This window comes from Chitinophaga sp. Ak27 (assembly GCF_012726295.1).
Classification (GTDB): domain Bacteria; phylum Bacteroidota; class Bacteroidia; order Chitinophagales; family Chitinophagaceae; genus Chitinophaga.
The window spans coordinates 86487-102134 of the sequence record NZ_JABAOB010000003.1; the positions used below are offsets into that span (position 1 = coordinate 86487).

Genomic DNA, 15648 nt, shown 5'->3' on the forward strand with positions numbered 1-15648 from the left:
TAATTATAATATCTCATACAAGATTTATTGCCATTTGGCGGCAATCAAGGCGGCTACGCGTTCGCCGTCCATGGCGGCCGACACGATGCCGCCGGCGTATCCGGCGCCTTCTGCGCAGGGATATAGTCCAGCCACCTGCGGGTGTTCGAGGGTATCGTTGTTGCGGGGAATACGTACGGGTGAAGAGGTGCGTGATTCGGTGGCTACCAGTACGGCCTGTTCGGTGTAATAGCCTTTCATTTTACGTCCAAATGCTTTGAAGGCGCCGGCGAGGCGCTGGTGTACTACCTTGGGGAGTACTGTGCGCAGGTCGGCACTTTGCAGACCTGGAATATAGGAGCATTCGGGTAAGGAGGCAGATATTTTTTTCTGTACGAAGTCGGTCATGCGTTGCGCGGGGGCTACGAAGTTGCCGCCGCCGGCCATATAGGCTTTTTGTTCGACCGACTGCTGAAAGTACATACCTGCGAGGGGGCCGTGTTGCGCGAAGGGAGCGAAGTCGGCTTCATCTACCGTTACCACCATGCCGGAGTTGGCGAAGGGGTTGTTACGTTTGGAGGGCGACCAGCCATTTACCACCAGTTCACCGGGGTCGGTGGCTGCGGGAGCAATGATGCCGCCGGGGCACATGCAGAAAGAGAATACGCCTCTTCCTTCTACTTGCTCTACCAAGCTATAGCTGGCGGGTGGCAGGTATTGGCCGCGGGTGTCGCAATGGTATTGGGCGGTGTCGATCAGGGCCTGTGGATGTTCTATCCTGACGCCGAGTGCGAATGGTTTGGCTTCCAGTAAAATGTTTTGCTGGTGAAGCATGATAAAAATATCGCGGGCGGAGTGGCCGGTGGCGAGGATCAGTTGTTTACCTTCAAACACTTCTCCTGAGACGGTTTGTACGCCGGTAACGGCGCCGTTGCTGATGCGGATGGCGCTTACCTTTTGTCCGAAGTGTACTTCACCGCCGCTGTTGATAATTTGTTCCCGCATGGAGGTGATGATGTGCGGGAGTTTGTTGGTGCCAATATGTGGGTGCGCATCGATCATAATTTTATCTTCTGCGCCGAAGTGTACGAATATATTGAGGATACGGTTAATATCTCCGCGTTTATTAGACCGGGTATATAGTTTCCCATCAGAGTAGGTACCGGCGCCGCCTTCGCCGAAGCAGTAGTTGGAGTCGGGATTTACGATACCGGTTTTATTGAGTGCAGCGAGGTCGCGGCGTCTGTCTCTTACGTTTTTTCCCCGTTCGAGGATAATGGGTTTGATGCCTGCTTCGATGAGGCGTAATGCGGCAAAGAGTCCTGCCGGGCCGGCGCCGGCGATGAGTACGCGGGGGGCATTGGCGGGCAGGGATGGGTATACCGGGTGGGTATGTTGCTTTTCAACAAATGGTTCTCCGATAAAGACCTCGAGGGTGAGCACGAAGAATACGCCCTGCCTGGAGCGCGCGTCTATAGAGCGTTTGAGCAGGTTGAATCCTGTGATGTCCGTAGGTTTTATACTCAGTGCTGCGGCTGCATGCGCTATGATAGATGTATGGGAGGCGGCATCTGCCGGCAGTAGTTTGAGAGATATTTGTTGTATCATATTGCAGAGGCGAAGATAGGAAAGAAAAGGCTAAAGCATAAAGCAAAAAGCTATTGTGGAGAAGAGCGTAGCGAGTATTTAAAATTCGCTTCGATCAATCTCCACAATAGCTTTTTGCTTTTTGCTTTTATGCTAATTAAAACGGTAAATCGTCTCCACCGTCGCCGGCTGGCATTTGTGGTGTATTGTAGTTAGGTTGTGGGTCTGCGCCGGGAGCAGGAGCTGCCATTACAGATTCCATGCGCCATGCGTCCAGGTTGGTGATGTAATTTACTTTACCATCTTTTTCCCAGCGGGTACCTTTGATATTGAAATAAACTTTAACGTTTTCACCCTCATTGAACCGGTCTACAATGCCAGTGCGGTCTTGTACCGACTGAAATTTAATATAGTTGTTAATAACACGGCCATTGATGTCGTCAGACTTCTCAATAACGAACTCTCTTGTTTTAAAAGTTTCGCTACGCTGTACCGTATTGTACTTCACAATCAGCTTTCCGGTAATTTCAAAACTCATAGAAAAATTATTTTAAATTCAGAAGGGTCAAAGATAAGGTATTCGACTTAGTGCGGGCAAATATTTTTTATTAATACCAGTGCGCGCGGTTATAATTAAATACTTCCATAATTACTACCCCTAAACACATTTTTTTAAATGGAGATACTAACATAGTTTTGCACCCTCTCCGGAAAAAGTGTGAATATCTCGCGCTTTACCAGTGAACGATTTTTTTTGTTGACAAGGATACAATATTATTTTATCAGTTATATATCCATATTTATGATAAAAAGGAGAATGACGAAGATAAAGGTACTGTTAATCAACGGGGTTTATAGTAGTGAAAACCTTGTCACGTCTGGGTTGTAAAGCCCCGGCAGCAGCGGAAAGAGGAGTTTAGGCAAACTGTAATCAGGATAACATAAACAAGGGTAGATAAATTTTTTTTTTCAACATTTTCTACAGATATTCGTCATCCTGTCTGAAAATTTTTCAACTTCCTGCGTTGGGGAATTTCGAATTCGAGAACTAAGCATCCTTAATTAAGAAACAACTAATTTTTTTTATCTCAATGAATAAAACTTGCGAACAAGTTTGGGAAAAGTGTCTTAATATAATTAGGGATATAGTAGAATGGCAGCCGTTTAAGACATGGTTTGAACCAATTAAACCCATTAAACTTGAAAACAATGTTTTAACCATCCAGGTCCCCAGCCAATTCTTTTATGAATACCTTGAGGAGCATTATGTGGGATTGTTAGGAAAAACCATCAAAAGAGAATTAGGAAAAGAAGCCCGGTTGGAGTATCGCATTGTTGTCGAGAACGGTACACCACATCAGCATCCCAGAACAGTAAACATGCCCACGCAGTTTACCAAACCTCAGAAAGACAATGAAGTAGATTTCCCCTTAACGATTCATAACCCGGTGAAGAATCCGTTTGTTATCCCGGGCATTAAAAGGGTTCAAATTGATTCACAGCTCAATCCAAACTATACGTTTGATGCGTATGTAGAGGGAGACAGTAACCGTGTAGCCAGACGGGCAGGTAAAACCGTGGCAGAGAAGCCCGGTGGCACTTCTTTTAATCCGTTGGTGATATACGGAGGTGTAGGTCTTGGTAAAACACACCTGGCACAGGCAGTAGGTAATGATGTAAAGCGCATTCATCCCAATAAGGCGGTGTTGTATGTGAGCGCAGAAAAATTCATCAACCAGTTTATAGATCACTCCAAGAATAATATCATTAACGATTTTATTCACTTTTACCAGTTGATTGATGTATTGATTGTAGATGACATACAATTCTTTGCGCGCGCAGAAAAAACGCAGGATGCCTTCTTTGCAATCTTCAACCACTTACACCAGTCAGGTAAGCAACTGATCCTCACCTCTGATAAGGCGCCGAAAGATCTTGACGGTGTACAGGAGAGGCTGTTGAGCCGTTTCCGCTGGGGATTAAGTGCAGATATCCAGATCCCTGATTTTGAAACCAGGATGGAAATCCTGGAGATGAAAATGCGAAACGACGGACTGGAAATGCCGAAGGAAGTAGTGAAGTATGTAGCGTACAATATCCAGACAAACGTACGTGAACTGGAAGGCGCGCTTATTTCATTGCTGGCGCAGTCGTCGCTGAACCGTAAGGAGATAGACCTGGAACTGGCCAAGCGGGTATTGAAGTCTTTTGTGAAAACATCTTCCAAAGAAATTACGATAGAAAGCATCCAGAAAATGGTATGTGAATATTTTGATGTACCATACGATAAGTTGCTGCAGAAAACGCGTAAACGCGAAATTGTACAGGCCCGGCAAATCACTATGTACCTGGCGAAATCATTTACTAAAAACTCTTTGAAAACGATCGGTGAACATTTTGGCGGACGTGATCACACTACCGTGATTCATAGCTGCCAAACCGTAAAAGACCTGATGGATACAGATAATAACTTCCGCGACAGCGTGATTGAATTGCAACAGAAAGTACAGCTGGCCGCTATGTAAGGCCTCCCTCCCCCCAATAACCTATTTTAGTGATGCCATTCTTCTTTAGAATGGCATCACTATTTTATGCTACCGGAATAGCCCTGGTGGCGCGTTTAGATACCCTGGTAATAATATGGGTTTCAAAATTTTTATAAAAAAATGAAAATGCTTTTGGAGAATATAAAACTTTGTTTATTTTTGCAGCCCCTTCTGGGAAATACGGAGAGATGCCTGAGTGGCCGAAAGGAACGGTTTGCTAAACCGTCGTACGGGTTAAACTGTACCGAGGGTTCGAATCCCTCTCTCTCCGCAAGCTTTAAAAGCTCTGGTAAACGCAAGTAACCAGGGCTTTTTTCTTTTAATATATTAACAGCGGCCCGATGATCCCAGAAAAAGTGCAAACGGGGCCGGCATCAGTCTAAAAAAATACCTTTAATATTTATTGTATATCCTTATACCAAAAAAAACCAATGAAACATTTTTACCTATCTCTGTGCCTGACTGCTCTTAGCTTCGTTTCCGCAGCTCAAAAAACGGTTATTAAATGGGGCGATGAATTTAAACTCCGTAAAGGTAGTACCGACCTCAAAGTAATACATGCCGACAACACCGGTGCTTATCTTGAGGAAAGCCACTGGGCCATGAAGTCTTACTTTGTAGTCGGTGCCACCCTCAGAGAATCAGCCTCCCTTGTAAAGGTGGATAAAAACCTGTCGGAAGTTTACCGGAATGACTTTAATAAGGAATTGAGAGGAAAAGAATTTGAACAGTTTTTTGCCTGCCAGGATAAGTTATTCCTGTTTTCATCTGAGTACAGTAAGCGCGATAAAACATTTGCCATTTACGCCTCCACGGTGGATAAGACTACTGGTGAACTTACCGGCGAATGGCGTGAGATCACCACTTTTCAGCAAATAGAAAAGAATGATGAATTTGATTTCAAGATTGATTACAATGTGGATAGCTCCAGAATTTTAATAGTGAGCAGCGCTAAAGGAAAGGAAAGAAATGAGTATAAGATCCAGGAGTTCGACAAAAGCCTTAGACCCTCTGCAAAGCCGCTTGTTATCCGGAATGAGTTTGAGCCTAAGAAGTACCAGCTGGAAGATGTGCTGTACACACTCGATCACAAGGTAGTACTGGTAGCGCGCATGTATGAGTATGAAGAAGGCAAAAAGAAGAAAGAAAAGTTTCTTGATTTCACCAACTACAATATTCGCATTTACGAAGACAAAGGCAAGCTGCAAACTGAGATCAATACCGGCATCAACGGGAAATGGCTCACCAATACTAAATTGGTACAGGAAAGAAATAAAGACCTGGTGCTGACAGCCTTTTACAGCAATGAAAAAAAAGGTAAAACGATTGATGGACTGCTGGTGCAAAGAATCAACGTAACTAATGGGAAAGTAGTATCGACCAGCGATAAGCCCATTAATAATTCGCTGTTGTTGGCCAATCAGGATAACGCTGATGATGAAGAGGCGGATGATAAAGAGGAAACAAAGGAAGAGAAGAAGATAAGAGAAGAATTGAAGAAAATGAAAGCGGAAGGAGAAGGATTTTCCAAATACATGCGATTCCAGAAAATTTTTTATACGGCTGACAACGGACTGATTATTGTCGCCGAAAAATATGATAATTATGTAAGCACCTTCCAGAGTTACAGCCCGGGGTTTAATAATATGCCCGGTCAATGGCGATCTACTTCCTATGCTATTTATGTATCGGGCGACCTGATGATATGTAAAATAGATGCCTCCGGGGATATTGGCTGGTTACAGGTATTGCCCAAAAGGCAACGGGAAGAAATAAATGTAGGCTCCTCCGTTGCCCCTACCAATGGTTTCTCTTACGGGTTAGGTTATTTTATGGAAGGGAATAGGCCTTACTATTCTGGTTTTGGAGCCTTACAGACAAATGGAAATATCCAGCTCTTATTTAACGATCATCCCAGAAATGCGATAGTTACCCAGGCTGGTCAGAAAGCTAAACTGATTGGGCGTTTTGCCAAGTCGGATTGTTTCCTCGTAAATATTGATGAAACGTCTGGTAAAATTACCAGGAAGCCTTTTTTCAACAATGCGGATATTCCTACTGCCATGCCCCGGTTAGGCGCCATCATTGGCAACGATATGTATATGGTAGGAAGAACAGATAGAGGATTGGGTAAAACAAAAATTGCTATTGCGAAGATTACTGCGGATTGATAAATAGCTAAGAAAGATATGTGTGAAAAGCAGCTAAGATATTTTCATGGCTGCTTTTTGCATTGATGACATTATCTACTATCTCTACACTCCCTCTTCCATAAACCCACTCTTATCCGTAATCGTTCCGCCATTATTCACCAGCACTTGGCCTGATTTCGCTCCTGCTGTTACATTGGTGAGTGGCGTACTTCCGCCGGCGCTCACTACAATAGCATGCGCATCTGGTCCCTGGGCGCTGATCAGGCCTGCTACCTGGATATGCTCCAGTTTACCGCCTTCGATCGTATAGGTGTCTACGTTAGCGCCATAAGTGGTAATGTCGCCCTGTATAGTAAGATTTTCTACTGCGCCGCCAGGTTTAATACTGAAAGCTATAGCGGGAAGCGGCATAAGTACGCCTTTTACGAGGGTGTTGCCGATACTGCCATGGGTAGTAATATTTTCCGCAATGTGGATACTGCCGATAGGTTTGCTGATTTGTATACCGATGGAGCCATCGCCGTGTGTAGTAATGGATTTGAGATGGATGTTTTTAACAGTGCCATCATATTGATTAAAGCCCCGTGCACCTAATCCATGGGTGATGATTTCTTTTTTGGCCGTGAAAGTATCTACGGTGCCGAAGTTAACGAAGCCTATGCCGCTGGGTCCATGAGAGATTAATTGCTCCTGGGCGGTCCAGTTGTCTACAGAGCCCCAGGTATCGAGTACCATATCATTTACACCATAGGTCACAATCTCGCCGTGATGCACCACTGTTTTCGCTTTTACGCCAAACACAATAAACACGGCGGCGGTGATCATATCGGCAGTGCCGTAAGGGAGCATGCCATTGGAATAGACTGCGCCGGTAGTAAGTTTTTGGAGGGTTACCCATCCCCCGTTATCACCAAATCCGCTGATAAAAATTCCCGAGCCGATGACCGGGGCATTTTTCCGGCCTATCGTGATGTCGGTCAACCGGGCCTCGATGTTGCTGTTGCTATCTCCATTAAAATTATACACGGTAAAAGCACCCTGGTAAACGTTTACACCGTATTTCTGTGGTTGTTCGCTGTAGCGGCGGGCATCACAAGACACTATGTCGATGTCGCCGGCATGCAATACCAGGTGATGAGTGCCTTGCCGTATCATTACAGATATCTGGCCGGTAACACATAAGTTATGCAATGTGATGGTACCCATATCTGGCAAGCCGGTTTGAGAAAAGATAGCCCTGCAGGAAGGGGTAGTCATAATGGTGAGATCCTTGATGGTGTTATTGGCGGTGATGCCAATGCCGTCGCTGTTATTGAAGCTGAGCATGCATTTATCCTTATCGGTGCCACAGAGTGTATAGCCCGGCGGCAGTGTAATTGCATATGGACAAAGAATGGACGTTTCCAGTTGCAGGGTTTGTGGCTGATGATGAGCCAGCGCAGTTAGCAGGTCGGTCAGCGAAGTTATTTTGGTGGTCATAATGGAGGATGTTGGTTCATTAATAACGCGCGGCCCGGCAAATGGTTGTCGGATGTTTTACAGCAACAGGTGATGCAGTAATCCGAATAAGATGCTGAGACCTACCAGGAATAAGATATTGGTCCGGTATCGTTGAAGGAGGATCAGGGAGATGATGACCCAGGCCGCGGCCCACCAGTCGGGATGACTTATACCCAATCCTTGCGGAAGCAATACATCTTTGCCCAGGTAGAGTGTGAGGTTCAGGATTACGCCAACTACGGCGGCGGTAACGAGCCCGAGTGCCCCGGCTATTGCCGGGTGACCCTGTGTTTTTTCGATCAGCGGCGCCCCGGCGAAGATCAGGAGGAAGCAGGGCAGAAAGGTAAAGTAAGTGGTGGCTAAAAGCCCGATGGTACCCATCCACAACGAGCCGCCAAAATGATTGTATCCCGCCATAAAACCGACGAACGATAATACGATGATCAATGGTCCCGGCGTGGTTTCTGCCAGGGCAAATCCGTCGAGCATTTGCAGCCTGGTGAGCCAGTTTAGTTTGGTAACGGTAAATTGTGCTACATAGGGCAGTACGGTATAAGAACCGCCAATGGTAACAAAGGCGGTTTGGGTGAAAAAGAGGCCGAGGCTTTTCCAGAAACTAAAATCACCCAGCAGGCAGAAGAGCAGGAAAGGCAGTAGCCATAATACAATGCCCGCCCCCAGCAATTGCAGGAATGGCTTGAGTTGGAAGTTGCTGCGGGTAGCAGGCGATGGTTCTTCTTCTGCTATCTCAGATCCGGTGGGTAGCAGTGAAGGCCAGGCCCAGTGTGCCACCAGTGCAAAAATAAGCGTGCCGGCAATGATGCTGAGAAAGGGAAGATGAAGGAAGAAGATACCAATAAAGGCTATCGCGGCTAATAAGTAGTGAACCGGCGTGTGTAGGGACTTGCGCGCGATTTTGAACATTGCGAGTAGTATAATGGCAATGACGGCGGGCTTCAGGCCATTGAACATAGCGGTTACCCAGGGAATATTCCCATACAATACATAGAGGATGCTAAGTCCCAATAGAATAAACATAGAAGGCAGTACAAACAGCATTCCTGCTGCAATGCCTCCCCGTTTCCCATGCATCAGCCAGCCGGTATAAATGGCCAGTTGCTGGGCTTCTGGTCCGGGTAAGATCATGCAGTGATTGAGTGCATGCAGAAATTTGTGATGGCTGATCCATTTTTTCTGTTCTACCAGGTGTTCGTGCATGATGGCAATGTGGCCGGCGGTACCGCCAAAGCTGATCCAGCCTAGTTTAAACCAAAATTTCAAGGCTTCATTAAAGGAGGGTGTCGACAGTTTACTGGTGGTATCCATAATAAATAACGGCTTTCCAATTACGTCCGATAGCAGGCATAGTATGGCCAATCCGATGCCCTGCATCGGATTGCTGACTGGTATAACGGTAGCAGGAAATAGCCGGTAGGCTATACCGGTTGATGGGTGAAAAATTATTTTTTAAGAGAAAAGCAGCTGTTTTTCAAGTTGTGTAAAGATAGCTTAAAAAGTACTGCTATGCAAGGTTTTGATATGTTTATTTGCGTTAAAATAAGCTTGTTTTTGACTGGTTTAAGCGCACTTTTGAATATGGGGATAAGGAGTTTGTTTTTGGAGGCTTATTTGGGGTTTTAGAGCGATTTTAGAAATGATAAAATCCGGTACTTTTTATCAACAGGTAATCCGGTAGTAGAAAGCTGTTTTTCTTTTTAAGCAGATTTTAAGCCCCGGTTCGCCAGGTTCTGATGCACTGGCAAGAAAATTGGATTACGGGCCATACAAAAACAAATTATACATATGAAAAAGTTAATTGCTGCAATCGCTATCATGCTGGCGGTATCCCCGGTTTTCGCACAAACAGCTACACCTGCCCCTGCTGCCGCCAAACAGGCGCCTGCTAAAGCCCCTGCTGCTCCTAAAGCATTACCAGCTCCTGAAAAACGCGCTATCGCCTACACTGATGAATTAAAGTCGAAATTAAATCTCACAGATGATCAATATAAAAAGGTGCTGGATGTAAATACAGAATGTATCCGCCGTAAGGATGCGGCCAAGGCAAGCGGACAAAAAGGTGGGTTTAAAGAAATTTCCGCTTACCGCAAGCAACAGTTCCAGACTATTCTGACCCCTGATCAGCAGGCTAAGCTGAAAGATCTGAATGCACAGCATGCACAGAAAGGAGGAAAACCGGATGCAGAAAAATAGTCAATTATAAAACAGCGATAGGAAGGGAGCAGTACTACTGCTCCCTTTTTTTATTGCATATAATACCGGACGTTGCATGTACCGCTTCCGGACAATTATATAAATAATAAATGTATAAATGATTTATTTAAAACTATTTTGATTACTGGCACCGTATTTTCGCCCCAAGAATATCTCAATATATTAGGGTATGTTCAGGAGTTATTTGAAAACCACTTTCAGAAGTCTTTTCAGGAATAAGCTTTTTTCGGGATTAAACATTTTAGGGCTGGCCGTCAGCATGGCCAGTAGTATCCTTATTTTTCTATGGGTACAGGATGAAAGAAGCTATGATAAATTTAATGAGCATGCAAATGACATATATCGCCTTACTGCCCGTGTGTCGGATATTGATGCGGCCGTGGTACCGGTGCCCATTGCCATGGCTGTCAGAGATGAGGTACCGGTGGTTAAAAATGTAACCCGGCTATCTTCCCTCCAATGCATGGTTACAGCAGGTGCGCAAAAGTTTGACGAAAAGCGTATTTACTATGCCGACAGCAATTTCCTTCACATCTTCACTTATCCGTTACTGCTGGGGGATGCTGCTTCCCTGCTCACGCGCCCCGAAGAAGTAGTACTGACAGCAGCCAGCGCAACTAAGTTTTTTGGTAGTCCCCAAAAAGCGATGGGCAAAACACTATATATCGACAATAACTACAAGGGGAATGATCTGCTGGTGACGGGTGTGCTAAAAGATATTCCGCAGAACTCTCATCTGCAGTTCGATATGTTGGTGCCTATCCAGCAATATGACAAGGTCATAAATCAGCAACAGGCATGGGGCAATTTTGATGTATATACTTACCTGCAGATGAATGAGCACTTTCGTGCCACCGTTCCTGCGTTAGCTGCGCTGCAACAGCAAATTATGAATACTTACCGGAAGCATGATGATTCTAAAACAAATGGTACACTGTTTTTGCAGCCCCTGGCAGATGTCCATCTACGCTCCCATTATATGCTGGATGTACCCGGGCAGGGGAATCACCAGCAGGTATTGATTTTTTCGCTGGTAGCAGTGTTTATATTGGTGGTAGCAGCCATCAATTTCATGAATCTGTCTACCGCCTTGTCGGGGCAACGTGCCCGGGAAGTGGGTATGCGCAAGACATTGGGCGCTTTCCGCTTTCAGCTGATGCTGCAATTTTTAAGCGAGGCGGTATTGTTATCTTTTATCTCGCTGGCTATTGGCATCGTCATCGCCTGGGCGCTGATGCCGTTGTTTAATCAATTGTCGGGCAAAGCAATGGTATTGCACGTGCTGAATGTAAAGATGATAGGGGCATTGTTAGCCATCGCAGTGATAGTGGGATTGCTGGCCGGTAGTTACCCTGCACTATTCCTGTCTTCGTTTAACCCCGTTAAAGTGTTAAAGGGCGTAAAAATGCTACACGGTGGAAAAACGTATTTCAGGAATGGGTTAATTATCGTACAATTTGCCATTGCGGTAATCCTGATGGTCAGCACCATCGTTGTATACAACCAGCTGCAGTTTATCCGGACCATGGATATAGGCTACAACAAGGAAAATCTCCTGTATGTACCTATTCCCCGTGTGGGCGACCTGATACAGCATCAGCAGGCCTTCAAAACTGCTATGAGCCAGTATCCTGAAGTGGATAACTACAGCTTTGTGAGTCATTTGCCTACGGATATGCCTACCGGTACCAAGGCGGTAAAGTGGGAGGGGAAAACACCTGCTGATGATATTGTTTTCCCGCAAATGTGGACAGATAATCATTTTGTCGGTACGTTTGGTATGCGGATGAAGTCGGGACGTTTTTTTTCAGAAAATTTTAAGGGAGATAACATTAACTATGTGGTCAATGAAACGGCGCTGAAAGCCATGCGGATAGCCCCTGAAACGGCGATAGGGAAAAGGTTGACACTCGACAGCAGGGCCGGGCAGATTATCGGGGTAGTCAAAGATTTCAATTTTAAACCGATACAACAGCCGATACAGCCGCTGATTATCAGGAATGGCAGCAATAGTGATTTTAATGGCAATACAGGTTATGTGGTTTTGAGAACAACACCTGCCAATATGAGCCAGCGTTTAGCGGTAATGAAAAAGGTTTTCCAGCAGATCTATACCGATTTCCCTTTTTCATTTGGGTTTGTAAATCAAGACCTAGCCAACTTATATCTGGCCGAACAGCGGATGGGGAAATTATTCAATGTTTTTTCTGCGCTCTCGGTTCTTATCTCCTGCCTGGGCTTATTTGGGCTTACCACATTTGCCACGCAGCAACGTATCAAAGAAATAGGTGTGCGGAAGGTGCTGGGCGCCAGCGTATCGGGTATTGTAGGCATGCTGTCGAAAGATTTCGTTAAACTGGTATTGTGGGCGCTGGTTATTGCTTTCCCTGTGTCTGCCTGGATGATGAATAAATGGTTGCAGGATTTTGCCTATCATATCCGGCTGCACTGGTGGTTTTTCGCAGCTGCCGGCATTGCTGCCCTGGTAATTTCATTTCTGACTGTGAGTTACCAGTCGATAAAGGCAGCGATGACCAACCCCGTTAAAAGTTTAAGATCTGAGTAAAAATATAATACCCTGAAAGTTGCTGTGGTGGCTGGTTCTTTTGTATTTTTAAAATTTATGGAGAAAAAATTTGTTTTTATGTTAAACAATTTCCTACATTTGCACTCCGCAATTGAAGCAAGGATGTCGCCACAAGGGCTGTCTATATTGCCAGAACGCGGACTAAGAAGGGATTTCGGGGCGTAGCGTAGCCCGGTATCGCGCCTGCTTTGGGAGCAGGAGGTCGCAGGTTCGAATCCTGCCGCCCCGACTTAGAAAGAAGCCTACTCAGAAACGAGTAGGCTTCTTTGTTTTTGCCTCATATTGTAATAGTGATTACTACGGTGTTTCCACACCGCATTACGGATAACTTTCGACGGAGTCGCAGATCCTGTCTATGAGAGGATAAGCTGTCCGGTTATTTTTTTATCTTTTCTATTTTAAATATTTTTCTGAATACTTTTGCTCCCAATCAATAAAAGCACATATATTACTACATTGTAACTATTGATATAAAAATAAAACTGCGTCATAATGGAAACAATCGACAATCGAAAAATGGTGATAATTAACTCTTTCGAGGAATATAGCATGTATCTTGGAAAAGAATTAGGCATTTCCAACTGGCATAAAATAGACCAGGAACAGATTAATAAGTTTGCAGACGCAACACTGGATCATCAATGGATTCATACAGACGAGGAAAAAGCTAAACGCGAGGGCCCATTCGGTGGAACCATCGCACACGGCTACTTAACATTGGCATTAATCCCATATCTGTGGAAGCAGATTGTAGATGTACGCAATATTAAAATGGAAATAAACTATGGTATAGAGAGTTTTAAATTTGGCCAGCCGGTTTTGGTGGACAGTGAAGTGCAGCTAAAGGCTAAACTCAATACAATAACCAATTTAAGAGGGGTGACGAAAGTTATTATCGAAGCCACACTGATGATTAAAAATCAGCCGAAGCCGGCTTACACTGGTAATGTTGTCTTCTTATATCATTTTGTGTAATATCCGGAATGAATTCATGATGTATTAAATCGCTTATCAACAGATACGAACTCGGTTATATCATCCCGACATAGCAAGAAGCCTACTCAGAAAAAGAGCAGGCTTCTTTGTTTTTTGGAAAAATTGTTTCTAGCTACTAAAAGCCTGCCTGAACTCAACCGGCGAGAGTTTAGTTTTGGTTTTGAACAATTTACTGAACGACTGCGGGTGTTCAAACCCCAGCTCATAAGCAATCTCGCTTACCGATAATGCAGTGGTGGATAGCTTTTCCTTCGCCCTTTTAATTAGTTCTTCGTGAATATGCTGTTGGGTGCTTTGCCCAGTAAGCACTTTTAGCAAACCGCTTAGGTAGTTGGGCGAGATATTGATTTTTTCAGCAATATAGGTGACGGTTGGTAAGCCGTATTTGGTGATATCTTCGCTGTTAAAATATTCGGAAAGTACCTGTTCCAGTCGGTCCAGCACTTTATGATTATTGATCTTGCGGGTGATGAACTGGCGGTGATAGAAACGCTCGGTATAAGTAAGCAGTAATTCTAACTGTGCAATAATGATATCCTGACTGAATTTATCTACGTTGGATTGGCATTCCTGGTCTATTTGCTGCATAATGCCAACAAGTGTGTCTTCCTCTTTAGACGAAAGAAACAAGGCCTCGTTCACTGAGTAATCGAAAAATTCATATTTTTTGATGGTTTTAGCCAGCGGCGTGTTCCAAAGAAAATCGGGATGGATAAGTAGATTCCATCCCGTGTGTTCCGGCTGCCGTGTCTTATCAATTTCAATCCTCAGCAGTTGTCCTGGTGACATGCAGAACATGATTCCTTCATTAAAATCGTATTCCTGCTGCCCATACTTCATTTTTACATGGGTATTTCGTTTAATGGCAATGGAATAGAAATCCATTATCCTGCTTACCGGCTCATCGTACGTAAGTTTTACATCTTCAAACCTCGTTACGCTCACCAGTGGATGCGCCGGTTTAGGCAGTTGCATAAGCTCGTGGTACCCGCTAATGGTTTTAATACGTATGGGTTGCTGATTTGCCATGATCTAATGTACTTAATTGTGGTTATATGCTGCAGCAAATTCTTTGATAAACTCCTGCAATTTTACCTTGCCAGGTATAGGTTTGTGCTTTTCATAGTCTTCGCCTAATAAACCTGTGTGAATACCAGCGCCTAGTTCAACCAACAAATCGGCAATAGCCGGCGGCATGCCATGCTCCAGCATATTGTTCTTTACTTGCTCATCAGTAAATGTTAGCCATTGAAGGTCTGGCTTACCAATGGCTTCGCCAATCAGTCCGGCTACCTCATTGCAGGTACGTTCATCACTGGCTATATAGCGTACGTTGCTTCCAGGGTTAGCGGCTGTCAGCTCCTCGGCAGCAGCTAACGCAATATCCAGTGGAGAAACCATTATCAGTTTGTCATCGCCGCCAAAGTTGGCGCCGATAATCCCCTGCGCTTTTATCATCCCCAAAAAGTTATATAAGTTATAATAAAAGTAACCCGGGCGAAGATAGCTAACGGTAATGCCTTTCAGCTCATTCAAAACTTGTTCAGCATAGTAGGAACCTCTGATAATGCCGGTGCCTTTTTCAAGGTGTGCACCGTAACTGCTGAGGTAAACAATGCGTTGGAGGCCTGCTGGCTTTGCAGCCTCTGCATAAGCATTGGCAACATTCCGGTAATAACCGATCATATCCGTAGCGCCGAAGTTAGGTGGCGTCATAGCATAAAGTGCATCTGCGCCTGCGAAGGTGGTTTTTAGAAACGATACGTCTTCCACCGATCCAATGGCGGGCCTTGCACCTAAAGTTGTTATTGCATGTTGTTTGTCGGCTTTACTGCTGATGATGGTAACATCATGACCTTTCGCTACCAGTTCCTGTGCCAGGGGCTTGCTGATATTGCCCAATGAACCTGTTACTATAATTTTCATACTATTAATTTAGTAACACAAATATCCGGCGGCAAATTCATGCATGTTTAGCCAAATCTATGATTGTCGTAGCCAAAAATAAGGGTAAGGCAGGATATATATTATGACCTGATTATTGTAACTTTACTCAGCAGTAATGCAG

Annotated in this window: 11 protein-coding genes and 2 tRNA genes; 7 read left to right on the forward strand and 6 right to left on the reverse strand. The window is 44.7% G+C overall.

Going from position 1 to position 15648, the window contains the following annotated elements; all coding sequences use genetic code 11:
* Positions 1-24: 24 nt before the first annotated feature.
* On the reverse strand, positions 25-1587 hold the full coding sequence (locus HGH90_RS11805) for an NAD(P)/FAD-dependent oxidoreductase (protein ID WP_168766801.1): 1563 nt from the start codon (positions 1585-1587) through the stop codon (positions 25-27).
* A 136-nt stretch (positions 1588-1723) separates the two neighbouring features.
* On the reverse strand, positions 1724-2104 hold the full coding sequence (locus tag HGH90_RS11810; protein ID WP_145663729.1) for a DUF3127 domain-containing protein: 381 nt from the start codon (positions 2102-2104) through the stop codon (positions 1724-1726).
* A gap of 553 nt (positions 2105-2657) precedes the next feature.
* On the opposite strand from HGH90_RS11810, the gene dnaA reads away from it, so the two are divergent.
* The 3 genes from dnaA to HGH90_RS11825 all read left to right on the forward strand — a co-directional run bounded on the left by dnaA (position 2658) and on the right by HGH90_RS11825 (position 6283).
* Positions 2658-4091, forward strand: coding sequence for a chromosomal replication initiator protein DnaA (gene dnaA / locus HGH90_RS11815; RefSeq protein WP_079469646.1), 1434 nt, complete (start codon positions 2658-2660; stop codon positions 4089-4091).
* Between the two features lie 203 nt (positions 4092-4294).
* A tRNA-Ser gene (locus tag HGH90_RS11820) sits at positions 4295-4383 on the forward strand.
* Between the two features lie 160 nt (positions 4384-4543).
* A complete protein-coding gene (locus HGH90_RS11825; protein WP_168766802.1) occupies positions 4544-6283 on the forward strand; it encodes a hypothetical protein in 1740 nt (579 codons plus the stop codon).
* Between the two features lie 84 nt (positions 6284-6367).
* On the opposite strand, the gene HGH90_RS11830 is transcribed toward HGH90_RS11825, so the two are convergent.
* Positions 6368-7744, reverse strand: a complete 1377-nt coding sequence (locus HGH90_RS11830; protein ID WP_211093104.1) for a hypothetical protein — start codon at positions 7742-7744, stop codon at positions 6368-6370.
* A gap of 57 nt (positions 7745-7801) precedes the next feature.
* Positions 7802-9157 (reverse strand): chromate efflux transporter, encoded by a 1356-nt coding sequence (gene chrA, locus HGH90_RS11835; RefSeq protein WP_211093105.1) that lies wholly within the window; start codon positions 9155-9157, stop codon positions 7802-7804.
* Between the two features lie 411 nt (positions 9158-9568).
* On the opposite strand from chrA, the gene HGH90_RS11840 reads away from it, so the two are divergent.
* The 4 genes from HGH90_RS11840 (at position 9569) to HGH90_RS11855 (ending at position 13559) form a co-directional block, all read left to right on the forward strand.
* Positions 9569-9976: a hypothetical protein gene (locus tag HGH90_RS11840; RefSeq protein WP_168766803.1), complete on the forward strand. Its 408-nt coding sequence runs from the start codon at positions 9569-9571 to the stop codon at positions 9974-9976.
* Between the two features lie 190 nt (positions 9977-10166).
* A complete protein-coding gene (locus HGH90_RS11845; RefSeq protein WP_168766804.1) occupies positions 10167-12563 on the forward strand; it encodes an ABC transporter permease in 2397 nt (798 codons plus the stop codon).
* Between the two features lie 176 nt (positions 12564-12739).
* Positions 12740-12813 (forward strand) — tRNA-Pro (locus tag HGH90_RS11850).
* 263 nt (positions 12814-13076) lie between these two features.
* Positions 13077-13559, forward strand: a complete 483-nt coding sequence (locus tag HGH90_RS11855; protein ID WP_247680020.1) for a MaoC family dehydratase — start codon at positions 13077-13079, stop codon at positions 13557-13559.
* A gap of 129 nt (positions 13560-13688) precedes the next feature.
* Here the strand turns inward: HGH90_RS11855 and HGH90_RS11860 are convergent, their stop codons facing one another.
* A complete protein-coding gene (locus tag HGH90_RS11860; RefSeq protein WP_168766805.1) occupies positions 13689-14609 on the reverse strand; it encodes a helix-turn-helix domain-containing protein in 921 nt (306 codons plus the stop codon).
* Between the two features lie 12 nt (positions 14610-14621).
* On the reverse strand, positions 14622-15506 hold the full coding sequence (locus HGH90_RS11865) for an NAD(P)H-binding protein (RefSeq protein ID WP_169191177.1): 885 nt from the start codon (positions 15504-15506) through the stop codon (positions 14622-14624).
* Positions 15507-15648: the final 142 nt, after the last annotated feature.

What these genes read in the sequence shown, in the direction of transcription:
- HGH90_RS11805 (WP_168766801.1), bottom strand. Translation starts at nt 1,587, where the DNA reads ATGATACAACAAATATCTCTCAAACTACTGCCGGCAGATGCCGCCTCC.
- HGH90_RS11810 (WP_145663729.1), bottom strand. Translation starts at nt 2,104, where the DNA reads ATGAGTTTTGAAATTACCGGAAAGCTGATTGTGAAGTACAATACGGTA.
- dnaA (WP_079469646.1), top strand. Translation starts at nt 2,658, where the DNA reads ATGAATAAAACTTGCGAACAAGTTTGGGAAAAGTGTCTTAATATAATT.
- HGH90_RS11825 (WP_168766802.1), top strand. Translation starts at nt 4,544, where the DNA reads ATGAAACATTTTTACCTATCTCTGTGCCTGACTGCTCTTAGCTTCGTT.
- HGH90_RS11830 (WP_211093104.1), bottom strand. Translation starts at nt 7,744, where the DNA reads ATGACCACCAAAATAACTTCGCTGACCGACCTGCTAACTGCGCTGGCT.
- chrA (WP_211093105.1), bottom strand. Translation starts at nt 9,157, where the DNA reads ATGCAGGGCATCGGATTGGCCATACTATGCCTGCTATCGGACGTAATT.
- HGH90_RS11840 (WP_168766803.1), top strand. Translation starts at nt 9,569, where the DNA reads ATGAAAAAGTTAATTGCTGCAATCGCTATCATGCTGGCGGTATCCCCG.
- HGH90_RS11845 (WP_168766804.1), top strand. Translation starts at nt 10,167, where the DNA reads ATGTTCAGGAGTTATTTGAAAACCACTTTCAGAAGTCTTTTCAGGAAT.
- HGH90_RS11855 (WP_247680020.1), top strand. Translation starts at nt 13,077, where the DNA reads ATGGAAACAATCGACAATCGAAAAATGGTGATAATTAACTCTTTCGAG.
- HGH90_RS11860 (WP_168766805.1), bottom strand. Translation starts at nt 14,609, where the DNA reads ATGGCAAATCAGCAACCCATACGTATTAAAACCATTAGCGGGTACCAC.
- HGH90_RS11865 (WP_169191177.1), bottom strand. Translation starts at nt 15,506, where the DNA reads ATGAAAATTATAGTAACAGGTTCATTGGGCAATATCAGCAAGCCCCTG.